Source organism: Shewanella colwelliana ATCC 39565, assembly GCF_000518705.1.
Classification (GTDB): domain Bacteria; phylum Pseudomonadota; class Gammaproteobacteria; order Enterobacterales; family Shewanellaceae; genus Shewanella; species Shewanella colwelliana.
In genome coordinates, this window is record NZ_JAEC01000018.1 from 1 (window position 1) to 24,059 (window position 24,059).

Annotated in this window: 18 protein-coding genes and 1 pseudogene; 13 read left to right on the forward strand and 6 right to left on the reverse strand. The window is 48.1% G+C overall.

The features are described 5' to 3' along the window. Positions 1–89: 89 nt before the first annotated feature. From L876_RS0109495 to L876_RS21480, 3 genes are all read left to right on the forward strand, one after another. Positions 90–974 (forward strand): 1-acylglycerol-3-phosphate O-acyltransferase, YihG family, encoded by an 885-nt coding sequence (locus tag L876_RS0109495; protein ID WP_028763592.1) that lies wholly within the window; start codon positions 90–92, stop codon positions 972–974. Positions 975–1,003: 29 nt separating this feature from the next. Further along, complete coding sequence (locus L876_RS0109500; RefSeq protein WP_028763593.1) at positions 1,004–1,954, forward strand: 1-acylglycerol-3-phosphate O-acyltransferase, YihG family; 951 nt, start codon at positions 1,004–1,006, stop codon at positions 1,952–1,954. A 265-nt stretch (positions 1,955–2,219) separates the two neighbouring features. Next, positions 2,220–2,912 (forward strand): GntR family transcriptional regulator, encoded by a 693-nt coding sequence (locus L876_RS21480; protein ID WP_051413056.1) that lies wholly within the window; start codon positions 2,220–2,222, stop codon positions 2,910–2,912. Between the two features lie 275 nt (positions 2,913–3,187). Here the strand turns inward: L876_RS21480 and L876_RS0109510 are convergent, their stop codons facing one another. Together L876_RS0109510 and L876_RS0109515 are read right to left on the reverse strand one after the other, a co-directional pair. Further along, positions 3,188–4,279: a branched-chain amino acid aminotransferase gene (locus L876_RS0109510; protein ID WP_028763594.1), complete on the reverse strand. Its 1,092-nt coding sequence runs from the start codon at positions 4,277–4,279 to the stop codon at positions 3,188–3,190. A 222-nt stretch (positions 4,280–4,501) separates the two neighbouring features. Continuing rightward, positions 4,502–5,260, reverse strand: coding sequence for a TetR/AcrR family transcriptional regulator (locus tag L876_RS0109515; protein WP_028763595.1), 759 nt, complete (start codon positions 5,258–5,260; stop codon positions 4,502–4,504). A 187-nt stretch (positions 5,261–5,447) separates the two neighbouring features. On the opposite strand from L876_RS0109515, the gene L876_RS0109520 reads away from it, so the two are divergent. Genes L876_RS0109520 through L876_RS0109540 form a run of 5 tightly spaced genes read left to right on the forward strand, consistent with a single transcriptional unit; the run spans position 5,448 to position 9,783 of the window. After that, a complete protein-coding gene (locus L876_RS0109520; RefSeq protein ID WP_028763596.1) occupies positions 5,448–6,950 on the forward strand; it encodes a flavocytochrome c in 1,503 nt (500 codons plus the stop codon). 9 nt (positions 6,951–6,959) lie between these two features. Next, positions 6,960–7,313 (forward strand): cytochrome c3 family protein, encoded by a 354-nt coding sequence (locus L876_RS0109525; protein ID WP_028763597.1) that lies wholly within the window; start codon positions 6,960–6,962, stop codon positions 7,311–7,313. Positions 7,314–7,343: 30 nt separating this feature from the next. Then, positions 7,344–8,081 carry a cupin domain-containing protein gene (locus tag L876_RS0109530; protein ID WP_248674552.1) on the forward strand — a complete coding sequence of 246 codons (738 nt, stop codon included), beginning with the start codon at positions 7,344–7,346 and terminating at the stop codon, positions 8,079–8,081. 58 nt (positions 8,082–8,139) lie between these two features. Continuing rightward, a complete protein-coding gene (locus L876_RS0109535) occupies positions 8,140–8,607 on the forward strand; it encodes a DUF3299 domain-containing protein (protein WP_028763599.1) in 468 nt (155 codons plus the stop codon). Between the two features lie 45 nt (positions 8,608–8,652). Beyond that, positions 8,653–9,783 carry a hypothetical protein gene (locus L876_RS0109540; RefSeq protein WP_028763600.1) on the forward strand — a complete coding sequence of 377 codons (1,131 nt, stop codon included), beginning with the start codon at positions 8,653–8,655 and terminating at the stop codon, positions 9,781–9,783. A 145-nt stretch (positions 9,784–9,928) separates the two neighbouring features. Here the strand turns inward: L876_RS0109540 and L876_RS0109545 are convergent, their stop codons facing one another. Further along, positions 9,929–10,720: a TetR/AcrR family transcriptional regulator gene (locus L876_RS0109545; RefSeq protein ID WP_028763601.1), complete on the reverse strand. Its 792-nt coding sequence runs from the start codon at positions 10,718–10,720 to the stop codon at positions 9,929–9,931. Positions 10,721–11,049: 329 nt separating this feature from the next. Here L876_RS0109545 and L876_RS0109550 point away from each other — a divergent pair. From L876_RS0109550 to L876_RS21490, 4 genes and pseudogenes are all read left to right on the forward strand, one after another. After that, positions 11,050–11,481 (forward strand): annotated as a pseudogene (locus tag L876_RS0109550) (FAD-dependent oxidoreductase); the annotation flags it as partial. 312 nt (positions 11,482–11,793) lie between these two features. Next, the gene (locus L876_RS23180) at positions 11,794–12,603 is read left to right on the forward strand and encodes a tyrosine-type recombinase/integrase (protein WP_211237657.1); all 810 of its coding nucleotides are present in this window, start codon (positions 11,794–11,796) and stop codon (positions 12,601–12,603) included. After that, positions 12,548–12,877: a tyrosine-type recombinase/integrase gene (locus L876_RS22955; protein ID WP_211237658.1), complete on the forward strand. Its 330-nt coding sequence runs from the start codon at positions 12,548–12,550 to the stop codon at positions 12,875–12,877. The genes L876_RS23180 and L876_RS22955 overlap by 56 nt, the downstream gene beginning before the upstream one ends. Before the next feature lie 316 nt (positions 12,878–13,193). After that, positions 13,194–13,445, forward strand: a complete 252-nt coding sequence (locus L876_RS21490) for a MerR family transcriptional regulator (RefSeq protein WP_248674554.1) — start codon at positions 13,194–13,196, stop codon at positions 13,443–13,445. A 160-nt stretch (positions 13,446–13,605) separates the two neighbouring features. Here the strand turns inward: L876_RS21490 and L876_RS0109565 are convergent, their stop codons facing one another. From L876_RS0109565 to L876_RS0109575, 3 genes are all read right to left on the reverse strand, one after another. Then, entirely contained in the window at positions 13,606–15,429 is a 1,824-nt protein-coding gene (locus L876_RS0109565) for a S8 family serine peptidase (RefSeq protein WP_028763603.1), read from the reverse strand. A 211-nt stretch (positions 15,430–15,640) separates the two neighbouring features. Then, a complete protein-coding gene (locus L876_RS0109570; protein WP_028763604.1) occupies positions 15,641–18,088 on the reverse strand; it encodes a zinc metalloprotease in 2,448 nt (815 codons plus the stop codon). Next, a complete protein-coding gene (locus tag L876_RS0109575; RefSeq protein ID WP_028763605.1) occupies positions 18,088–18,708 on the reverse strand; it encodes a hypothetical protein in 621 nt (206 codons plus the stop codon). The genes L876_RS0109570 and L876_RS0109575 overlap by 1 nt, the downstream gene beginning before the upstream one ends. A gap of 264 nt (positions 18,709–18,972) precedes the next feature. Here L876_RS0109575 and L876_RS0109580 point away from each other — a divergent pair, with 264 nt between their 5' ends. After that, on the forward strand, positions 18,973–23,943 hold the full coding sequence (locus tag L876_RS0109580; RefSeq protein ID WP_248674556.1) for a S8 family serine peptidase: 4,971 nt from the start codon (positions 18,973–18,975) through the stop codon (positions 23,941–23,943). The last annotated feature ends 116 nt before the right edge of the window (positions 23,944–24,059 follow it).

The following is a 24,059-nucleotide window of genomic DNA, read 5'->3' on the forward strand; positions in this document are numbered from 1 at the left end:
CCATATCGGCACAGAGGTTAGCACGTGATCATTGAGCTCAAGCGCTAGGGCGAGTAACATAGGTCTCCGAATTTTTAATGGGGAATTAAATGGGCTCGGTTTTATCACGGATAAGAGGCAGCATAGCTTTTAGCTGCTATATCGTTAATACCATCTTTTGGGTAATACCTATCTTATTGGTAAGTATAATAAAACTTATCCCTATTACGCCACTGCGAACTGTTTGTAGCTATCTACTTGATCACTGCGCCACAGCATGGATAAGTGTCAATACGGTTATCGAGCGCATATTTCATCCCGTTGAAATCATTATTGAAGGTGATGCACAACTTTCGACCAAAGAGTGGTATATGGTGATCGCAAATCATCAGTCATGGGTGGATATCCCTGTGCTACAGAGAGTCTTCAATCATAAGATCCCATTCTTAAAATTCTTCCTCAAACAAGAACTGATTTATGTGCCGGTACTAGGCCTTGCTTGGTGGGCATTAGATTTTCCTTTCATGCGACGCTACAGCAGCGCACAACTGCGAAAAAACCCTAAACTCAAAGGGAAAGATATCGAGATCACCCGTAAAGCGTGCGCTAAATTTAAATCTAAACCCGTCAGTATCATGAACTTCGTCGAAGGCACACGTTTTCGTGCCGAAAAGCACCGCAAGCAAAACTCTGAATTTAAACGGTTACTCAAGCCTAAAGCGGGCGGAATGGCATTTGCCTTATCAGCCATGGACGGACAGATCCACAAGCTGGTTGATGTTGCCATTTACTATCCAGGTAAAACCCCTAGCTATTGGGAATATATTTCTGGCCAAGTGAAACAAGTTAGAGTCGACATTAAAGTGTCTGAAATCGCCCCAGCCATGCGCGGTGACTATATGAATGATAGAGAGTTTAAAATTAGTTTCCAAAATGAGCTTAACCAAATTTGGAAAGACAAAGATCTCACATTAGAGAAATTGGCTAAGCAATAGTTTGTACTAAACAAAGGTATTTCAGAAAGATGTTAAATTTTTTACCAGGCCCCATCTTATTTGCATTGAGTTCACTGTTGCTGGTGATAAATACCGTACTATGGAGCAGTTTGATCTGTGTTGGTGGCTTAGTAAAACTATTGGTGCCTATTGCTGGATTTCGACGAATAATAACCATCATCATGAACCGCTTTATGTGGGGCTGGGCGACCTGCAATGGCGGTATTCTCTATCTTATCGCCAAGATAGAATGGGATATTGAGGGCTTAGAGGGGCTTAAGAAAGATGGTTGGTATTTACTGATTAGCAACCATCTTAGCGGGTTCGACATCGCTGCGCTCACGTATGTCCTGCGCAATAACATCCCAATGTTAAAGTTCTTCTTAAAAAAGGAGCTACTTTGGGTGCCTTTCATGGGGTTAGGTTGTTGGTCGCTTGATATGCCATTTATGAACCGTACTAGCGCTAAGCAGTTGCGTAAGAATCCTAAACTGAAAGGAAAAGATTTAGCAACGACTCGTCGTTCGTGCGAGAAGTTCAAAACCATGCCTACATCTATTATCAACTACGTCGAAGGCAGCCGTTTTACCAAAGAGAAACATGCCCGTCAGCGTTCTCCATACCGCTATCTCCTTCGCCCTAAAGCCGGTGGTATCGCGTTTACTATTTCAGCAATGGGCGAACAGTTTACCAGCTTACTCAATGTGACTTTAGTGTATCCAGATTCTGCAGATGACACACTAACTGAAGTGATGCACGGAAAAATAAAACGCATTGTGGTGCGCATTGAGACCATGCCAGTACCTGAAGTCGATGATGCTAAATACTTTAGTGACGCTGATTGTCGCGCACAATTTCAACGCTGGCTTAATGGCGTGTGGCAACAAAAAGATGAACAGATCCATCAAATTTTGCTCAAGTACAACTCTAAGCAACTCTCTGGTTCAAAACAAGAATCGGACGCAATAGAGTCTCACTAATCTTTGCCTCTTAGAGGGCAGCCACACAAAGTCGCCTCAGGGCGACTTTTTTATTATCGCACAAAAAATTGTCAACAATAAAGCCATAAACAAGCTATACAACCCACCTTGAACTCGACAATAAAAATCATCTACAACCAAAAAAAACAACAACTTAAATCACCAACCAAAGCCATTGCGACTTATGTCTAACAGTTAGATTGTTGACAATAGACATGTGTCGCTCTAATTTTACCAGTGCACACAAAACCGAGAGCAGAATCATTTGAACCTGTCCAAGCATCAAACAAGTCACCCGACAAAATCTGGTGCAACCTTGGCTGATAAGGCCTTGCTTGCAATACAAACCAGTATTATTAAGGGCGAGTTAGCTGCAGGCAGTAAAATCAATGAGCAAGCATTAGCTGAGCAATATGGAATGAGTCGCGGGCCGACAAGAGAAGCACTGCTCACCCTAGAGCGACGACGCCTCATTGTCAGAACACCCCATATTGGCGCGCGGGTTGCAGAATTAACAATCGAGGAGCTTAACGATTTATATCGACTGCGCAGCGTATTAGAAGGCATGGCCTGTGAGCTTGCGGCACAACATATCAATCAAGAGGAACTCGCACAGTTAGAGGCACTGCTCGTCAAACAAGAGCAGGCATTAGCGGCTGGGGATACCTTCTTTCAAAAAGAGGGCGATGTGGATTTTCACTATCGAATCATTCAGGCCAGTAGGAGTAAACACCTTCAAGAAACCTTGATTGGTGGTCTTTATCACCTACTGAGAATGTATCGTTATCAATGCACCAACATCAACCGGCCGACCAAGGCCTTGGCTGACCATCGGCGCATTGTCGAAGCGATTGCCCAGCGAGATGGTGAGTTAGCCAGTTTATTAATGCGACGCCATATTGAGCAGGGCAGAAAGAATACAGAGAAACGCTTAGCGACATTACAGCAAAGCCAATAGAAAAATGATTATCCAAATTTTAATGAGTGCACGAGTCATACAAATGTCATTCAATAGATGCGTGATTTATTGATGCCGTTGGTATACCGAGCCCTCGACACAGGGTTCATGGTTATCGAGTGTTGAACTGGTAGCCATTGACATGAGACAGCCTCGCCCCACCCTTCCGGCGAGGCTTTTTCTCATTTTAAAACCCCATCCCACGGCCAATAAAAAAGGCGCCATCAACGCCTTTTAAGTGAGTAAAATAGCATTTTAACCAGATACTTACTGGATTAACCCACGATACGCTCAACGTGTTGAATCCAACCTTTAGGGCCTTCACGCTTGCCCTTTTGAATGTCGGTTAACACTTGATAAATTCGGCGAGTATGCTCACCCACTTCACCATTACCGACCGTCACAACACGGTTGTCTTCAAAGATATAAGAGCCCACCGGCGAGACAACGGCAGCGGTGCCAAATCCACCCGCTTCGATGATTTCACCTGACTCGATATCACGAATAAACTGATCCAACATCACTGTTTCTTGGCGCACTTCACAGCCCAGCACCTCACCCAAATCCAAAATAGATTGCGAGGTGATTGACTTCAAAATGGTGTCGGTAAATTTAGGAATAATAATGGTGCCATCTTTGAGCACATGGAAATGGTTCATTGCACCCACTTCCTCAATCTGTTTGTTGTTAGCGTCAAGGTAGAGCACTTGCGCTGCACCATACTCTGCTGCTGCCTTACCGGCTTTCAACGATGCCGCGTAGTTACCAGCGGCTTTAGAGGCCCCCGTACCACCGGACACCGCACGGTGAAAGCGTTCAGTGATCAGCAAGCGAATCGCCTTATCAAAACCATCTGCGTAATACGCGCCGCTTGGGCTCAACATCACGCAAAAAGTATATTGCTGGCTTGGGCTGACAGATAGACGGTCCTCTGTGGCAAAGATAAAGGGACGAATATAAAGACACGCGCCCTCTTGCATTGGAAACCACAAACGGTCAACGTCAATTAAGGCATTAATGCCTTCAAGCTGCATCGCTTCTGGAAGCGCTGGAATACAAATAATGTCCGCGCTGCGGTTTAAACGCTCGGCATTTTTGTCTAAACGAAAAGTATATATTTCACCATCTTCATGCATAAAGGCTTTGGCACCTTCAAACACTGACTGCCCATAGTGCAGCGCTATCGCGCCAGGGGCGACCTCAAAAGGTCCATATGGGACAACTCTCGGATCACGCCACTCCCCATCGCGATAATCCATCAAAAACATATGATCAGTTCTTAAATTACCGAATCCAACATTGGTTTCAGGCTGAAACTGCTCAGTACGGCGCTCAGACGCAGGTTTTAAATTATAGTTTATGTGCATTGCATACCACCTTGATTACTGAATAAGCAGACTATGGATGCACCGCTATAAAGTCAAGCACAATGGGGGCTGTCATCAAAGTCTTCATCAAGAAAGGAGTACAGATTTTGAAACAGTTAAACGAAAAGTATGATGAGACGGTTTGCACCACACACTGATTCAGGCCAACGTATGTTAATGACCTTATCAGTGAATAGTTTTATAGCAAAAAATGAGGCAAGATTAGCCTCGGCAATCATGACGTTTACCGGTCGCTAAGCAGGTTTCACAGGTTCGAACCTTACCTTCCCCTCTATCGAGAAACTCGCTGATCCTCACCACCATATCGCACATCATCTCCTGGGTGATCGGTGTTTTCCACGCATAGCGGTTCATTAAACGACTAATGTGGCGAAAACCAGTCTCATCATCGGGAGTAAAATAACACTCATCCATCAACCGGCTTTCGTAAGAGGATGTCGCCCCCGCTAAGAAGAAATACAGTGACTGTACCAACTCCTTAATGTCCATCTCGGTTGCCATTAATTCACCTTGGGCAACCGCCTCTTCGATAGGCGCTCGAATACAACTCCAAAACAGATTTACGCGATGACGTAATATTTCAATTTTTTCCGAACTCGCCAATTGCCAGAACATACTATTTATCGATACAACTCGCAAAATATTAAAAATTGGGCTTCTTTTAACAACTTCGAAAGTAAATAAAATAGGCAGTACAGATAATTGCTGAATATTAAATTGAGGGTTCTCTGAAATAAATACTGGAATTCGACTAGAAGTTGTATTCCTTAGAAAAAGACAAACTAAAACATCTTCTTTAGATTCAAAATATTTATATAGCGTATTAGTTGAACATTCTGCCTGCTTGGCTATCTGCGCAAAACGAAAAGACACAACACCCTGATTATCAATTAATTTTTCAGCCTCATCGAGAAGTTGATTACATCGTAGTGCTTCACAGCTGTCTTTAGGACACCGCATATTTATACCATTTAACTTATAAATCTCATGCCATTTTATGGTCCCAGCACTAATTAGATACTTAAAAGAAACATTTTCTCAACCATCATCACATAAAACTTTCTCCCCCAATCCAAAGTGTGATTTCGCGCATAATTAGCCTTGCCCACAAACCATATTGTTACCCCAAGTTAATCGGAGGTAACAAATGCAAACAAGACGTTCATTTTTAAAACTAGGCGCTGGTGCTGCAGCTGCTGGCGCACTAGTCCCCTTCAGCTCAAATGCCAGTCCATCGGATATCAAATGGGATGAGCAACATGAGATTGTTATTGTCGGCTCAGGCTTCGCAGGCCTCGCTGCAGCCGTAGAGGCGGGTAAGCTAGGAGCGAAAGACATTGTAGTATTTGAAAAGCTCGGTGTTTACGGCGGCAACAGCACACTCAACGCAGGCCAAGCCTGTTTTGCTAATACCGACTTACAAAAGAAGCTGGGTATCGAAGACAGCGCTGAACTGATGGTGCAAGATCAGCTCAAATCCGGCCGTGGCTACGCAAGCGAAGAACTCCTGCGTCATAGTGCTGAGCTTGGTCCCTACATCTACCAACTCACCAAAGATTGCGGCTGCATTTACCGCGATCACATCATCAATACTGGCGGCACCAGTGCCACTCGCAGTCACCAAGTGATTGAGCGCAGTGGTTCTGGCTTTATCCGCCCTATGTTGAAAACCGCACGCAGTTACGGTGTAAAAACCAAAATTCGTCATAAGTTCGAAGGCTTGATCACCGCTGCTGACGGTCAGGTTTTAGGAATCAAAGTGCGTCGAGGCTACCATTTTGGTCACGAAAACTCAGGTGAGCTGATCAATGTAAAAGCCGATAAAGGGGTGCTTATTGCCACTGGTGGCTTTGGTGCCAACGTCAATTTCCGCCAAGCACTCGATCCAAATCTTGGTGCTGAAGTGGGTTGCACCAATGCGCGTGGTGCAACCGGCGATGGCCTTATCGCCATGCTCGCAGAGGGTGCTATGCCCGTGCACTTGAGCTTTATTCAATCTGGCCCCTGGGCATCACCAGATGAAGGCGGATTTGGCTATGGTGCTGGCTTCTCACTGTATAACTTCCCTCATTCAGTCGCCATTGACCGCTCAACTGGTCAACGTTTCATGAACGAAACCGCTGACCGAAAAACCCGTGCTGACTTAGAGGTTCAACGCCGAGATAAAGATGGCAAACCAAACCCAGCACTGCTGATTGCACCTAAGCACGAAGCACAAAAAGATCCCTCTATGGACAATGTACTGCGCTACAAGGTCGCGTGGGAATTTGACTCAGTAGAAGCTATCGCCAAGCACTTTGATGTGCCTTTCAAGCCGCTTAAGAAACAGATAGACGATTGGAACACATATGTAAAAGCTGGCGAAGACCCTCAATTTGGCAAACGCATGAACATGAGTACCGGCATCTACCTTACCGCACCATTCATTGTGCAGCGTCTGTGGCCAAAAGTGCACTACTGCCAAGGTGGCATTCAAATCAATACCAAAGCAGAAGTCATTGCAGCAAAAACCGGTGAGAAAATTCCAGGTCTTTACGCAGCGGGCGAAGTCTCTGGTGGCGTCCATGGCGTCAGCCGACTAGGTGGATGCTCAACCCCTGAATGCATGGCGTTTGGCGTTACCGCCGCTCGCTCAATCATGGAAGCGTAAGGATTTAACATGAATAAACTCAACCTATTACTTGTTCTGGCATTGACTAGCTGTATCGCTCTCTCTGTACAAGCTCGAGATAAACGCGACTACCACGACATGGTTTACGACTCAGGTTGTAAAACCTGCCATGACCAAGGAACAAAGCGATTCCCGTCAGATGAGGCCTGCCTGCAATGCCACGACATGGCTGAGCTCGCAGAGCAAACCAAGCGCGAAGGCCACGACGCAAAACAGAATCCCCATGACAGCATGCATTACGGCCAAGAAGCGCCTTGTATGGAGTGTCACGGAGAACATAAACCAAAGCAAGCAATCTGCATGGATTGCCACAACTTTGATTACCCTAAATTCAAACACTAGAAAATAGATAAATAGCCAAAGGAAATGATGATGAAAAAACTACTAATTGCCTCAGCCGTATTGATGACAGGGTGTGCAGTCGCTGCCGATAAGCCTGCAGACAAACCATGGCACAATGAAAAGCCAACGCTTTCAACAATTAATGCGCCAACCAAGGTTATGCCAATGGTGTGTAAGCAAGAGCAAGCGATGGCATATCTTAAAGAGCTACAATCGGGTGAAAAAGATATCTACAGCATTAAGTCGAATGATCATGGCGGTAAGGGTGCCAACGAATCAGGCTGGCTAACATGGCGCGTGGATGATCCAAGCAACCTTATTCCATGTCCTGAAGGTGGTGCTGCGGCAACAGAAGTTGGCATGTGCTGGAAAGAGCTTAACGATGAACCAACGGTTATCGGCCTGGTTCGTGTGGCGCCGGGTACTGCGGCACCGCACTACCATCGTGAAATGGAATGTTATTACGGCTTAAGTGGCCAAGGCCTAACTTGGGCACAAGAGCGTATGCAACCATTCGGCCCAGGGGACTACATCGAAATCCCAAGTAAAGCGATGCACTACACACCAAACACCTATGATGACCAAGATCTGATCTATATGTATTGGTTCCCGCTAGATGGCAAGTTCTCTACCTTCAAGTACCAGTGGCCACAAGATGTAGGTCCAGGCGAACAGTTGATGTTTGACTTCATTCCATACACTAACTCCAAGTTAGTACGTTCAGGGAATGGTGGTTACGGCTGGGATGTGGTTCAAAAATCTAAGTAATCAACCTTAACGCTTAAGCGGAGAATGAGGTCAGGTGATCTTGGCCTCATTAACTAATATGAAAAAACTTATTTTGGCAATTAGCCTACTCATTAGCCCCAGCCTATTAGCCGAAGAAGCGATATCAATCCTTTGGCACAACCTAGCGCCGGGAGCTGCAGACTTACCAGTAGAAACCAACGTCAACCTTGCTCTAGATGGAAAAAAGGTGATCATACCTGGGTTTGTGGTCCCATTAGATGGCAAGAACAGTGGCTATGTTAAGAATTTTCTATTAACGCCGCAGCAAGGTGCCTGCTTCCATAAACCGCCCTCGCCAGCGAACCAGTTGATCCATGTCTCCTTTGATGTACCTATTGCCATACCCGATCTACAGCAACCTATGTATATCGCCGGAACGCTAAGGGTAAAGAGTGCCCAAGCGGGGTTTGCAAAAACTGGATATCACCTAAAAGGCATTGAGGCCATCGCATACCCAACAAAAATTAGCACACCAAGTACAGAGCAAGATCACCAACACGAATAAGCAAAAAAACAACAAAGATAAACAATCAATAAAAGAATTAAGGTGATGATGATGAAAACGACACACTTTGCGCTTTCCGCGCTCATGGCTGCAATAAGCATAGTGGGGCTATCGATTCCAGTCGCTGCCGAAGACGGTATGGATATCGGGGGCGCTGTAAGGGTTAATTATGCCTACAAAGACTATAGCGAATCATCCAAGGATAAGGGCGGCGATTTCAGTTTCGATATGGCCGCTATTAAGTTCAATGGCAAACAGGGAGATTGGGGACTGGCTGCAGAGTACCGTTTCACCTCTAGCACTGACTACATCAAATATGGGTATGGCTTTTACGACATAGACCCCAACTGGCAACTGCAGTTTGGCATCAACAAAGTTCCGTTTGGTAATCCAGGATTTATCTCCAATAGCTTCTGGTTTGGTATTCCGTATTACCTTGGATTTGAAGATGACCATGATGTAGGTATCAAAGCTGTTTATGAGAAAAATGGTTGGCACACTGATCTCGCTTTCTATAAAAACCCTGAGTATGGCGCTAGCGAAAACAAGCGTTATGCTACAGACCTCTACACAGGCACCATCAATGGCACCGAGTATAATAACGAAGAAACCAACCAACTTAACCTTCGTCAAACGTACACAGCTGAGCATGAGGGTGGCCAAACGACTATCGGTGGTTCGGTCCAGTACGGTCAAATCTATAACAGTAAAACAGGTAACACTGGCGACCGTTATGCCGCGGCCCTGCACTTAGATAGCAGCTATAAAGGTTGGAACCTGCAGTTACAAGCAATGCAGTATGAATACGATGCCGCCGATGCTGCTGACGACAACAAAATTGGGGTGTCAGTGGTAAGCTGGCAATATGAGATCGCTTCTAAGGGCCAATCTTACAGTGCCAATATTGCCAAGACTTTTAGCACTGATTGGGGCAGCGTTAAGTGTTACAACGACTTTGGCCTAATGACACCCGACGTAGCAGACAGTCACTACGACGATAGCATGCAAAATGTGACTGGCTGCGCCATCTCTGCAGGGCCAACTTACACCATGGTTGATTTCATCATGGGTAAAAACATGACCTTCTCTACTGCAAACAACGACCATGTCGGCTTACCTGAAGTGGGCGATGATTGGGACAAGCGGGTCAACATTAATTTCGGCTATTACTTCTAGTTAATAGCGAATAATAAGTGAGTTAACAATGCTCTCGTTAACTCACTTACACTTTCGGGCCGCGATATTGCTCATCAAATCACACCACTACGACACTTTTTGGCCCAGCCCTTGACCCAATCGAGGGCTTTTTCTTTGGTTAAGCTTAACTCGCTTTTAAGGCATGTCGAGCGCAACTTGTCGCTTGAGTTAATTTCACCTGAGAGAGGGCACTGCATGCAGCACAGGTCATATGATCACGATAGTGTTGGTCGAAAAACTTCACCGTACGCGCCTCTAAGCTATCAAATAGCTCATGGGTCAATGGCTGCTGCCATTTATATGGCCCCATCAATTTAGCAAGATGGCGATAGCAAGTTTCACGACGATTAGACAGATACTCTGGCGCGATGAGTTGACTTTCAAATTGCGTCAAAGCGCCTGTCAAATAGAAGGTGATCCCCTGAACCAATTCTTTAACTTGGAGTGGCGTCGCCTCAAGTTCGCCGTTTGCCACCGCCGCATGGAGAGCATCGGTAAACCAGCCCCAAAACGCATTGATACGCTTTTTAAAACGTTCAACCTTTTCATCACTGGCTAACTGCCACACCATGGTATTCACTGAAACAGATCGTAGCGTGAAGAAACTTTTTGAACGCTTTATGGTTTCGAAGGTGAACATGATAGGTAGTAACACTTTCTCTTGCTCGGTAAGCGATGGATATTGATCGATAAAAATAGGCAGATGGTTCGAAGTTGCACTTCTTAAAAACAAACAAACCAATACATCCTCTTTGCGCTCAAAGAACTTATATAAGGTGCCAGTAGAGCACCCAACCTCTTTAGCAAGCTGAGAGAACTTAAATGAGACTATGCCCTGAGACTCAATGAGCTGCTCCGCCGCATCAAGGATCTGGTTGCAACGCATCATAGGTAATGTATCCGTAGGGCATTTCATTCTCTTCACCTTAATAAATATTTTGCTGAAGTATGCCCTCACAGTAGATCTCAATAACAGCCGATGCTCAGAGTATCGGGATAAACCTCACGCAAAATGGGCTTTATTGATAGGCTTTGTGAATTACGTAAAACAAACATTCACGCAAAAAATGCCTAGCCCCTATAAACTCCCCGCAACAATTCCCATCGAATGAAACATTCAGAAAAAGATATTCGGGACTTGGCTCACGAATAAGTTTGCCACTGAAAAAAAGCCGTGACTTACTTCACCTTTAACCACGTGCAGAACCTCTATCTTGCTCTCACAGAGATGCAGAGGACAATCAAATGCACAACAGAAGAAACTTTTTAAAACTCAGCGCAGGTGCCGCATTTGGTGGAATAGCCGCCACCATGCCGGGAACCGTATCGGCCAGTGAATGTAACCCAATAGAGTGGGATGAATCTCAGGATGTCATTGTTGTGGGTTCTGGTTTTGCTGGTCTATCGGCCGCATTAAACGCCAAACGTCAGAACCTAGGCTCGGTATTAGTGTTGGAAAAGATGCAAGTTATTGGTGGCAATTCCGCCATCAATGGCGGTTGGTTGGCCATCCCTAAAAACCCCATTCAGTTGGCCCAAGGCATCAACGACGACTCACCCGAAGAGCTAGTAAAAGATCAGATCATCTCAGGTCGTGGCATGCAAAATGAAGCGGCATTGCGTCAAATTGCTAATCGCTCACTTGATGCTTATGACCTGTGTATGGGTAAGTCAATCTTTAGGTGTCTGCATTCGTCTATGGTGGTGTATCAATATATTGTTTTAACTATGTTTAATGATTTTTATTGTCCATGGGTGTCTCTAGGAATACAATAAAAAATCACTCTTATCCGTACCCGGCGCCGTACCCAGAATTGTTGAGGTTTACTCATGACAACAAAGCGAATTAGCAGCAATGCCACATTACAAGCATTGAGTCCGCAAGATAAAGAGTACCTAATCCCAGATAAAAAATTGAGGGGCTCAACATTCGCGTCCGCCCAACCGGCACTATGACTTGGACATTTCGTTATCAAGTTGGTAAGAAACATGAAAAAATATCAATGGGCCGATACGACAAGTCGAGACCAGAAACGGGGGATGACACTTGAGCAAGCAAGAAAAGAGGCGGGGCGTTTCCGTAGTTGGCTAGAAAATAACAAAAATCCCAAGCAAGAATTGTTAAGAGAGCATCGCGAGCAAGAGGAAGCTAAAACATTTGATGATGCTTTTGTGAGTTTTGATGAGAAGCAGCTATCAAAGCAATTGCGAGGTTCTCAAGCAAGAGCCATCTATTTACGCGACATAAAGCCTTATATTGGTAGCATTAAATTAGCTGATTTGAGAATGAATGATCTCAATAAAGTGTTTGATGCTAAGGTGGACAAAAGCGGTCGGAAGATGGCTGGTGCGATAGGGGTGTGTCACAAGATCATTAATCAGGTCATCAAGCATGCCTTAGCGTTGAATATGATCGATACGCATCCTGCGCCGCTATTGAGGGCGAGAGATGTTGGAGGGGGAACGAAAATCACCAAGCGAAATCGGGGCTTCTCCGAGCTGAAAATATTGCTAACAAGCTTGCCTTCTTGGCGAATGGATGATGCCAATATTCGGCTATTAAATTTCTTACTTGGGTGCGGACAAAGGATCAGTGCGGTACTTGAAATGCGCTGGAGTGAGGTTGATTTTGATGAAAAGCTCTGGTTGCTGCCTGCGAGCTCAGAAGAGCGGCACACGAAGAGCCAAGAAAGTCGTAAGGTGCCATTAAGTGATTACCTTATTAAACAGCCGCTAGAGCAACGTGATAGTATTCCAAGCCATTGGAAGTTGGTATGGGCCTCAAGCAACCTTAGATAAACAGCAAGAGCCTGCCGCAATTCGCTCGAATATCAAACGCAACCTTCCGTCAAATCTTGAGCATTTTTCACCTCATGACTTACGCCGCACTTTTATCAGTCGATGCAGTGAAATGGGACTCGATATTGTGGCAATTGAAAAAACGGTTGGTCATCAACTTCCTGGAATGTTGCGAGTCTATAACCACCATGATTACTTAGAGGAGCTGTTATCAGTATTACAAGCTTGGGGTGACAAGCTCGAAACTCTGATGATCGAAAATGTGGTGCAGTGATCACCGATGAAGTCTGCCACAACCACAAACTAAAGGATGTTGAAGGGATTTATAACCAGCATAATTATTTAGATTAGCGTAAATAGGCCATTACAAAACTATCAGAGATGATTTCCTCAATTACATCTACTTGATCCAAACGAGCTGCTGTTAGCCTTGCACTCATGAGTACAAGGCTAACATTTAAGCTGTATGTGTCTTAAAGCAATACTTTAGCGCCAGGAATGTATCCACCAGCCTTTGCTATTTCCTGTTTTATCACGAACAGAGAGTCACTTGGCCCGCAGGACCTGGAAACCTTGATTTTTATCCGCCGTTGAATATCGCCCTGTGCGACATTCGCCGTTTGGTTGAGGTGCAGCAACACCCTCGCAGCTCCAGCGCCGTGGTCGATGACATTATTGCCGAGCAACTTGAGCGCATTCGACAGACCCAGCGTGAGCTGGCTAAGCAGGATGCTTCACTCTCGTCGCTGGTCGCCTGCGATACCCATCATGTCCGGGATTGCTGCATTCTCAAGCGGCTAAAAGAAGATGATTGTAGCGCCAATTTGGGCGTTGAGTTATAAACACTCTCTACGAGTACAGGTGTTACTCCCAGCAGCAGCTTCTTAAATTGTTATGCAGAATACCCGGTAGTTATCTGGAATCTTGGCAGCGATGCATATGAAGTAATACGTAGCATAAAAAAGAGCGCCCTTAGGCGCTCTTGCTATTACAGGCTGACTGTCAGTTGAATGTGACACTCGAAATATCAGAGCAGTTGCCGGTGCCATCCTCGCATATATGGTAGGTGTATATGCCATAAGGATTGTTGAGCGTATCGACAAAACCGCCGTCGTTCGCGGTGGCCGTCATCATCACGCCATTGCGAAACACGTTTACCTTGCGGGTTGTTGCGCCGGACCAATTGAGTTCAACCTGTTCGCCGCGCTTGCCGGCGTATGTCTGTGTGGTCAATTGAATGTCCACGACGGGGGTTGCCTTGCAGCCGTTGTTTAACAGGTATTGATGCGCGTCAGCCACTTTGACAATGCCATGGCCAAAGTAGTCGTCACGGCCATTGGCACCTGCATCAAACGCGGTCTTTTTCAGGGCGTCGCGAATATCGCTGCCGCTGCACTCCGGATGATTTGACCACAGCACGGCGGCCAGACCACTGACGGCAGGGGTCGCCATAGAGGTTCCGCTCATGAAGCCGTAGTCTGAGGTGCTTATCTCCACGCCAAATGCACTTGCAGCCAGGATAGCACTGCGATCTTCCAAGGTGGCGCCAACGGCGGGAATACGGGTCGTGGTGTCGGCGCCCAGGGTGCCATACACCATACCTGCGACGTTATTGATGATAATGGCGCCAATACCACCAGAGGCTTCGCAATTCATGACTTTGTCATTAAAGGAAATTTCGCCGCGATCAATCAAGCAGACCTTTCCGTCGGCCCCGGAGTCTGTGGCCTTGCCAAGCCCCATGTAATAGCCGTTACCGGTGACATTTCCTTGTGCAGCGTAGCCCATTCCGGACGAGCCAAGCACCTGGCCATCGGCGTTTAATACAGACGCCACCGCCATATCGGCAGGATAGGTTGACAGGGTATCCACGCCGCCAGCTGTTACCTCTACACAGGTAGTGTCCAGAATTTGCTGGTTGTTTTTATTGTTTTTGCCTGAGTAGATGATGCTACAGGCCGGGTACTGGGAGAATGGTGCGATTTGGTCATTCGCGTCGTTGGCCCCCACCATCATCACTGATTCATAACCGGCAGGGAAGGTTCTGACATTGTTGCCATCGTTACCAGCAGCGGCAATCACCAAACCGCCATTGTTGGTGAATGCTTTAAAAGCGTTCTCTTCGGTGCTGTTTGGTCGACCGCCACCGAGACTCATGTTAATGATGTTGGCGTCGGCAGCGGCACATTTTTCTGCTGCAACAGCGAGATCAGACGAGTAGCCCCAGCCATTTGCGTTAAATACTTTAATGATATGCATGTCGACGCCGGGAGCCATGCCGATAACGCCGATACCGTTATCGGCTGCGCCGATGGTGCCGGCAACGTGGGTTCCATGGGGGCCGCCATGTTGGTCCCACTGTCCGGTGCCAATATCGTTGTCACCGGTAATGTTTTGCCATAAAAAGTCAGCGTTTGAACGATCGAGGCCGGAGTCAATCACACAGACTTTCACGCCGGAGTTTGCTTGCAGCGTGAGCTGGTTTGCCTGGGATTGATATACGGCATAGGGGGAGATCTGGCTGTAACGTGGGTCGCCAACATCATCGCTGTAACCCATCAATTGGCGTTTGGCATCTTCTTCGATGAGTTGGATGTGTGGGTTATTCAGCAGACCTTTTATGGCCGCAAGATCTTTGCCGCTGAAGGTGGCTGAGAAAAAGTGCTTGCCTTCGGCGTGGATTTCGCCGCCCATTTTTTTGGCAAGGGCTTTCACCACGCCTTTATGCTCAGCATCGACCTGAATAACGTAACGGTCGTCGGCAGCATTGGCGGTCATTGCCATCCCAATACCCAGCGCTAATAAGGTTTTATTTATTGTTTTCATGTTTGTTCCTGAAAGTGTGTGGTAAATAGCAGGCCCATTGAGCAAGGTGCTTGAGGTCAATTCCTTCATTGCCGCTCTGACACTGCTAATTCCTTAAATTCTTTGGCCATATTCAGCGCCAACTGACAAAGCCCGGCGCTGCTTGAGTCCTGACGATTCAGCGACTGTGTCAAGGAGTACGCCCATCAGGGCGTCTCCCGACATCTTGCTGTTAATTCAAGTGTTCGCAGCGACCGAATTGCGCGCCGGATTTCACTTTGTTGATAAGACCATTAGGGAAACCAGTCTTGATGGAGTTGCCGTTTTCGCACACGTACACTTCCGTCATATCGACATGGAAGGAAATCATGGCGCCAGCGATACCACCGACCATTTTTGACCCTGCGGCGCTCATAGACAGCGGGTTATTCATGGCTGCGTTTTCGGCTTCCAAAACACCCTGCTTACTGAAGAAGTTATCCAGCGTCATCCAGCCCAGCTCTTTGATGTAGATTGCACCAACAAAACCTGCCCAGAAGTCACCGGCACGGCCTATGATGACATCACCGTTGTCACTCATGTCGAATGGCACAAGGCCTGCGAATTCACCAAAAATGCTGTGTACCCAATCGATGCCCATGTCTTCACAGACATTCATTCCCCACAGTATAAATGGCAAGTCTTCACACCATTTGAGACCGCCAATATCGGTGAAGGCGCTGCTGTCAGGCTTGCTGTGATCCCAAAGCAGTACGTTACCGGTCTCGGTGGCCAGGGCTATCTTTTTGCCATCGTAAGAAGCGGCATTTGCTTCAATTGCACCGGCTTTTTGGTACAGATTGATCATCTTCCCTTCTTTTACCCAGGCGACTGCTTCCCAACCATCAAGTGAACCCAGAGCCACTTCGCCATTACCGGAAATGGCATGGGCACGTACCCAGGAGTTAATGTTCCAGTCAACATCCTGGGTGTCCAGTTCATGCATACCTTCTTTGGGCGTCCAGATGAAAGGAACCAGCTCACCCTTATCGTACTCGTAGCACATGCCGTTACCGTCGACATCTTTGTAAGCCAAGCCGACAACCGTGTTACCGGCATCATCAATGTCCCAGGCCGACGCAGCTTCGGTACCATGTTGTGTGCCACCGCCACAGCTGTTACCGGTGAAGTCGCCAAGGGGCATTACGCCCTTTGAATCAGACCAGATTGCCGGAGCGCTGACGCCATTGCGATCGTGATCGGAATTCACCAGGATCTTGGTGCCGTTACGGTTCATGCGACCTGCTTCTGCGGTGACATAATCAGGCAGCATTTCAAATCCCTTGGTCTCATCCCAGGTAAATCCATAACCCATGATGGTTCCCATGGACGAGCGGCCATTTTTGGCAAGATCGGTCAGGAATGCGTTGACGATGGGGCGGAAGTTGATGCCGTCATCGTAGCCGTTGAAGGTGAGATCGGCCTGTTTGCTCTTACCGGCTTCGGCAACGATTGGCGTGACATCACACTTGTTGTCAGAAACCGGGTTGCTCCCTTCGTTCTCATTCCAATATTCGGCCACCGAAATGATGGGCATTTGGCGTGTTGGGTATCCGCCAACATGGATCTCCTCGGTATAAAGCACATAGCTTTGACCGGGGGTGAGGCCGTTGATTTTGAAGTATCCGTCCGGGCCAACTTTACCCTGAGTCAGGTAACCTGACTGTGCAGACACCGCATCCATCAGTGGGTCGCTGAGGTTACGGGCGATGATATTGACGCCACTGTATTCGGTCTGGCCATCTTTAAGGCGCAGTCTGCCCTCAATTGCACCAAAGCCGGTTTTGTAAGCGTCAGTTGGATAGAGATTGGAAATTGAGACTTTGTCATCCAGTACGTTGACAGTACTTTGGGCCGTTCCGCCTGCGTCGTTGTGGCTGATGAAGGGGAACATGGTTTCAATTATTTCGGGATCAGCAGGATTGGTTGGGCCATACCAGTCCGGCCAATTGTAGGCGTGTATCGGCTCGACACCGCAACCGGCAACGCCGGGGTAGAGTGGGGCAAAGGTGTTACTGATGTAACCCAACTGACCATTGGTTTGGGAGTGTGACAGGTTTATTGCATGACCAAATTCATGGGTAAATACCCCTGCAACCTGGTTGCCTTCGGTATCGTTAACGTAGACGTTCCAACCATTGATTACTGCGGTTGCCTCGATGATCACGTTGTTTTCATCTGCAATTTCGGGGAAGGCGATACCCAGCACAGCCGTTTTCGGTACCCCGAAAAAGTCTTCTAGGATACTGCCATCAGTGTCATACAGTACCCAGAAGCCATAACCATTTTGCTTGGTATAGATTTCGGCCGCATTAGCGCCGGTCACATCGGCGATGCCTGTTTTTTCTTGAATTGTACCAGCAATATCAGCCCGGAACGTGGAGGTTTCAACATTGTTCCATTGGTCAAAGGCAAACTGGGTGATTTCTCTGGCGCGATCGATAGATAAAAACACGCTGCCATCATAGTCGTAGGTAAAGGCGTCGCCACCATCAACGTAAACGGGAATGGACCCTTTTGAGGTGTCCCACACATAGGGCTTGGGACTGGCGTCGTCCGAGGTTAACAGGGGGCCGGCAGCCAGCGCAGAGCCCGTACCCAGCATGCCAAGTATTGCAACAGTAAATTTATTGATTTTCATTATTTCATCTTCCCATTGCTGATCCATTGCTCGGAAACGGCTTTACCCACCAAGCTCATAAAGTCTGCCGCATTAACGGCGCCGGTTGCTTTCAGCATGGAGTTTTCTGACTCGGACAACAGGCCTTGAGCAAACTCGATGTCATTGAACACGCCAAAATTATTGAATTCATTGCTGACTTTGCTGCCCTGAATCACGAACTTGCCGTTAGCCATACCGGCAGTAGTACGTAATCCAGTCAGCTTTGCTGCCTTGTGCATGAACACAATGACAGTTTCGTTGGCATTCCAGCGGGGGAAGCCCTCGGGAGAGACGGCAAGCAACTTATTGCCATTTGCATTAGTGCGGGGTTTGGTTAAACCAAACTGGCGAAATGTGTAGGTGGAGTTTTTGTCGTGCTGGCCTTTGGCAGCGTTATTCACCTTAATCGTAACCTCAGTGTAGGGCACACCCTGCTCAGATATCCCGTCGGTAACAGACAGAACCTGCCCGGACAGAATGCTTTCAGACTCAGTGATTAGTTGTTTTAAATTTTGAGGTTTGAGTTTTGCTGCCTGAACCGGCGTGCCAAGCAACATCAGCGCGGGAAGCAGCGCTAACAGGTAGAGTTTGAAGTTCATGAAATATCCTTTTTGCTTTTATAACTTGGGCTTTGGTAGGGCTACTACCATGGTTTCAAGCTAGCAATTCGGACTTTGGACATATATCAGGGAATCCCTGATTTTTTTGGTGCGGCTTGACATCCTTTAGGCAAATAGGAAAAAGTTATGGCCTATTTTCAGTTAGATATTCCAGGCGTAAGACTTGTTTATAACTGGATAAACAAGCTCTTGTTGTTGCGTCTTTTCACGGATAGTTAATTCCAAAAACAAGAGGAACCTTGCGTGTCCAATATAACAAGAAATCAACTTTTAACACGGAAAACGCTACTGGCAAGTTTGACAGCCATTTATATCGGGGGAGTAACATCCAGCACCGCCGCACCGGGTATGGTAGCGGTTGGTAAAGGAAATTTTTATCAGCCAAGCTTTACTGCTGACGATGTGAGGAAAATCGATGCCACTCACAAGGCCAGTCTCGATGGCGATATTTTTGTCGGCAAGCCGGGTCAAAAGAACCTGCAGTTAAAGGCACGTTCACCAGAACAAATTTTTCAACCAGATCCCAGTCGCCAGGGACAGCAGCAGTATATCGTGCAACTGGATGACGAGCCTATGGCGACCTATCAGGGCGGCATTCCGGGGCTTGCGGCGACAGCAGCGCCGAAAAACCGTTCCGTGATCGGTAAAGGCCGAGTAAACGTTAAAACTCAAAACGCGGCTCAGTATCAAAACTATCTTGAAACAAAACAGAATACCTTACTGTCCCGTGCTAAAACGGCCGGTGCAAACATTGCGGTAAAGCAGCGCTTTACTGTGGCTAGCAACGCAATGTTGGTTGAGATGACCGAGCAGGATGCCCGTTTGTTGTCGCAGCAGGCAGGTGTTAAACGCATTACCCCAAACCGCGTTTTTGAACTGCGCACCGACCGTGGCCCAGAGTTTATCGGTGCCAAGTCTGTATGGCGCGGTGAAGATCCCACCACAGGCCTTGCTGCCAAGGGTGAGGGCATGCTGGTTGGTGTGATTGATACCGGCATCAACACTGACCATCCGGCCTTTGCCAGCGATGAAGAATACACAAAGCTCAATCCCTTTGGTCCCGGCAACTTTGTTGGTGACTGTGTGCAATCTCCAGTGCTGTGTAACGACAAGTTGGTTGGGGTTCGTTCATACCCTGAAATTACCGATGTCTATGCCGCACCTGAGTTCCAGGAAAATCCCTGGATGAGACCTGAGATGATCCGTCCGGCCAATGGTGAGGACTATCATGGTCACGGCTCCCACACAGCCAGTACCGTGGCGGGTAACGAGCTGAAAGATACTGCGCTGCAAACAAGCGACGGACAGCCAACAAGCGATGGTATCAACCTGCCATTTACCTTTGCTTCCACCAGTGGTGTCGCCCCCCGCGCCCACGTGATCTCGTATCAGGTATGTTGGCCAGGAAATGGTGGCGACCCTTACGCCGGTTGTCCTGAATCGGCGATTTTGGCCGCCTTTGAAGACGCCATTGCCGATGGCGTAGATGCGATTAACTTCTCCATCGGTGGTCAGGAAAATCTGCCTTGGGGTGACCCTGTCGAATTGGCCTTCCTGGCCGCCCGTGAAGCCGGGATTTCTGTCGCCGCCGCAGCTGGTAACGCCGGAGCCTACTGGAGCGCTGACCACAGTTCTCCCTGGGTGACCACCGTGGGAGCTGTATCTCACGACCGCAAACTGGAAGCAGGTAACAAAACCTTAAGCAACTTCGGTGTTAATTCGAGCTCTAAACCCTACAAGGATATCGAAGGTAAGAGCTTCTCCGGTTCTATTACAGGCGAAGTAGTGCTGGCTGAGGACTACCCGGATCCAGATCCGTACGATGAATACAGCTCGGCGTCCTGTAATGTACCTTTCCCTGAAGGAACCTTCAGGGCCGATCAAATCGTGCTGTGTGAGCGCGGTGACATTGCCCGGGTGGAAAAAGCGGTGAATGTTGCCGCCGGTGGCGCAGGTGGTTTTATTTTGCAAAACGTGCGTTACGACATCGATAACGTGGTTGCCGAGTCCTACGTGATCCCTGGTATCCATGTGCCTTATTCAACCCGCTGGTCGCTCAGAAACTGGATTAATTACAGTGAGCCAGGTACTACAACAGCCACTATTTCTGATTACACCAACGAATATACTCTGGACGAGAAACTGGCTAATAATCTGGCATATTTCAGCTCCATGGGACCAAGCCGAACCAACAATACCCTGGTTCCGGACCTGGTGGCACCGGGTGTTGAAATCTACGCAGCCAACGCCGATGACCAGCCCTTTACTCAATCACCGGAAGCCTCTGACTGGACCTTCATGAGTGGCACTTCGATGGCAGCCCCCCATGTGACGGGTGCGATGACGTTGCTGATGCAGCTGCATCCCAAGTGGACCCCGGCCGAAGTACAATCTGCACTGATGCTGACGGCCGGTCCTGTCTACTTGAATTTGGGTTATGAGATCGTTGAGCCTTACTACAACTTTATGGCCGGTGCCGGTGCGATTAATGTTGCTCAGGCGGCGAATACTGGCCTGATTATGGACGAGGCTATTGCGAATTACCGTAATGCCGATCCCAGCAATGGAGGGTTGCCGAACTGGCTTAACATTCCATCTATGGTGGAAATGGAGTGTGAGCAGAGCTGTACCTGGATGCGTACCGTTACCGCCACCCGTGACGGCAGTTGGTCTGCCGAGGCGCTGGCCAAAGAGGAAGGCTTTGAGCTGAATGTTAGCCCTGCTACTTTCAGTCTGAAAAAAGGCCAAAGTCAGACACTGGTGATTACCGCTAAGGTGCCAGGTCTTATTCAGTCGAATGTTAACCCCTCTGAGCCTGGCGCACCTTGGGAGCACATTCAAAATAAAGATGCGTTCTTTAACGGTAAGCTCACCCTCACTGAAGCGAGCAGCACGGGTCCTGTGCTGAATATGCCTGTGGTTGTTGCCAGTAAAGCCGATGCCATGCCTGTTTCGCTTGATCTGGACATTCAGCGCAATCAAGGCAGCGAAACCATCTATATGAATACCGGTGCCTATGCTGCATTGACGCCTCGTTTCTATGGTCCGGTTAAGCCGACCGTGACCCATGCGACGCTGGAGGCAGTCTTCCCGTTCCTGGATGTTGAACAAATCCAGGTGGGTTGGGATATTCAGATGGTTGAAGTTGCGGAGGGCGCCAAGCGTTTGGTGGTGGAAGTGCTTAATGCCAAGAACGCGAGCACCCTGGAGGAAATGAACCCTCGTTACACCAAGCCACATCCTTTCATCATGGTGGGGCGTGACCTGAACGATAACGGTGGCTTCATACCATCAGAAGAAGAGATAGCAGAAAACGACAGGGCAATTAAGCAAGAATACGATCAGGAAGTGGTGTGTATTTCTTCCAGTCAGGCCGAAAACAACATTTGCAGCATAGAAAGTCCAGCACCCGGTAAGTACTGGTTTGCGACCGCAATGGCTTATGGAGAAGGCAAGTTTGAGGTGGAGACCGGACATGCAGTGCTGTTGGCTGGTGACGATCGTGGCATGCTCAGTGTGTCTGGCCCGGCTACACACGACGGTAATGGCGATTATCCGCTGACACTGGCGTGGAACATTGCCGATGCCGCCAAGGGGGATGTGTACTACGGTGGTATGGATTTGGGCACAGGCCCGGGCGCTGAGGGTTCGTTTGGTTTTACCGCACTCAATATTCGCCGTGGTGACGATGCCCTGACCTGGACGGTAAGCCAGGACAAGGCCCGCAGTGAAGATGTGATTGATGTGACTGTGCGTCTGGCACCAAATCTGGAATCAAACGATCGCGATTATCAGCTGACACTGCAGATGCCTGAGGGTATTCGTCTGGCACCATCGACCCTACGCTCCAACAATTCTGAGGTTGAAGCTGCCATCGAGGCCACTGAGCAGGGCCTGACCATCAATGGTCGTCAGGCCAGCACCCGCAACATCACCCGTGAGTACAAGGTGACCTCTAACCTGACCGATGAGATGTGCCATACCCCTCTCATTGACGAATACTCTACCGGTGGCTATATCGATCTGTTTGCGGAATTTGGTATTCAGCCAAACGCCGAATGGATGCAGGGCGATGCTTGGGTGAACTACGATGTGCCTATCGATTGGCTGTTCTATAACGCCGATGCCGAGTTCAAACTCTATAACCAGGAAAACGCCGGTTACATGAGAATGCACACCGTGGGCGCGCTGCAGTTCAATACCGGTTACTGGATGATGCAGTACCACCGTGGACCGGGCTTCCTGGAAGAGGCGCTGGCGCCATTCTGGCGTGGCAGCTTTGAGATGAAGTATCGCCGTCACTGGGAAGCCCCATGGGGCCTGACCATTGCCAGCCAGTATGCTGAAGATCGTCCTGATTTGGGTGATCTGCTGTTCCTGGAATTTGATAACGTTACCGACATGTACACCGGCCAGGAGTTTGACTTCCAGACCATACTGCGCAGCGGTATCGACGATCATCCTGGCAAGTACGAAGTGATCTACGCCTATAAGAACCTGGGCGCAGATACCGCAGAAGGCACCATCTTTATTGAAGGTTTCGACTCTGCGTACTCTCTGAATGCCGGTCCGAAAAATGGTAAGTTATACACCATGCTCGGATTCGACAATCTGGATACTGTGCTCAGTGAAGATCTGGTGCTGTGTTTTGATTACGTTGGACCAGAGCAGAGCGAAGTCGAGTTCAGCTTCAAGGCCGCAGTGCAGCCAAAGGCAATGGGCAAGACCTTGCCACTGACGCTTGATGCCAGCCTTGAGGGTAGTAGCGTGACACAGCTTGTTCATCAGCTTGAAGTCAGGGGTAATATCCAGCTAGCGTCGCTGGCGGACATGGAAGTGCCTGAGAACGGTCGTTTGGACGGTATCAAGGTTGTGTATATCGATGCTGACAAGGTGCCAAATGAAGTTAGGGTAACTGCCGAGCACGTCAGTGCCGAAGTGAATGGTGACCTTATAAATCTGGTTCCTGACGCCAACTTCCACGGCGAAACGCTGGTGACAGTTGAAGTGTACGACAGCCTCAATCCGGATGACATCGCCAGCACCAGTTTTACCCTGACGGTAATTTCTGATGGTGTCGAACCGCCAGCTCCAGTGACTCCGACTGTCCCTGAGCCTGTCCCCGCGCAAAGCAGCGGTGGTAGCCTCGGTTGGCTGTGGGTTGCTGGGTTGGGTTGGTTTGCCTCAATCAGACGCCGTAAGCCGAGTAACTGATCAAAGCGTAATTGGAAAGGCCTTCTTAAGTGAAGGCTTTTTTAAAACACGGGAGCATTGAATGCTCCCTTTATTTTTCACCTCAAACGACCTCTTGTAAAAATAGTGATTGTTCA

Bases quoted from the DNA above. Each gene is read 5' to 3' on its own strand.
- L876_RS0109575 (WP_028763605.1), bottom strand. From the start codon at position 18,708: ATGAACTTCAAACTCTACCTGTTAGCGCTGCTTCCCGCGCTGATGTTG.
- L876_RS0109530 (WP_248674552.1), top strand. From the start codon at position 7,344: ATGAAAAAACTACTAATTGCCTCAGCCGTATTGATGACAGGGTGTGCA.
- L876_RS0109565 (WP_028763603.1), bottom strand. From the start codon at position 15,429: ATGAAAACAATAAATAAAACCTTATTAGCGCTGGGTATTGGGATGGCA.
- L876_RS0109495 (WP_028763592.1), top strand. From the start codon at position 90: ATGGGCTCGGTTTTATCACGGATAAGAGGCAGCATAGCTTTTAGCTGC.
- L876_RS0109500 (WP_028763593.1), top strand. From the start codon at position 1,004: ATGTTAAATTTTTTACCAGGCCCCATCTTATTTGCATTGAGTTCACTG.
- L876_RS0109570 (WP_028763604.1), bottom strand. From the start codon at position 18,088: ATGAAAATCAATAAATTTACTGTTGCAATACTTGGCATGCTGGGTACG.
- L876_RS0109525 (WP_028763597.1), top strand. From the start codon at position 6,960: ATGAATAAACTCAACCTATTACTTGTTCTGGCATTGACTAGCTGTATC.
- L876_RS0109520 (WP_028763596.1), top strand. From the start codon at position 5,448: ATGCAAACAAGACGTTCATTTTTAAAACTAGGCGCTGGTGCTGCAGCT.
- L876_RS0109510 (WP_028763594.1), bottom strand. From the start codon at position 4,279: ATGCACATAAACTATAATTTAAAACCTGCGTCTGAGCGCCGTACTGAG.
- L876_RS0109545 (WP_028763601.1), bottom strand. From the start codon at position 10,720: ATGAAATGCCCTACGGATACATTACCTATGATGCGTTGCAACCAGATC.
- L876_RS0109515 (WP_028763595.1), bottom strand. From the start codon at position 5,260: ATGCGGTGTCCTAAAGACAGCTGTGAAGCACTACGATGTAATCAACTT.
- L876_RS0109535 (WP_028763599.1), top strand. From the start codon at position 8,140: ATGAAAAAACTTATTTTGGCAATTAGCCTACTCATTAGCCCCAGCCTA.
- L876_RS23180 (WP_211237657.1), top strand. From the start codon at position 11,794: ATGAAAAAATATCAATGGGCCGATACGACAAGTCGAGACCAGAAACGG.
- L876_RS0109540 (WP_028763600.1), top strand. From the start codon at position 8,653: ATGATGATGAAAACGACACACTTTGCGCTTTCCGCGCTCATGGCTGCA.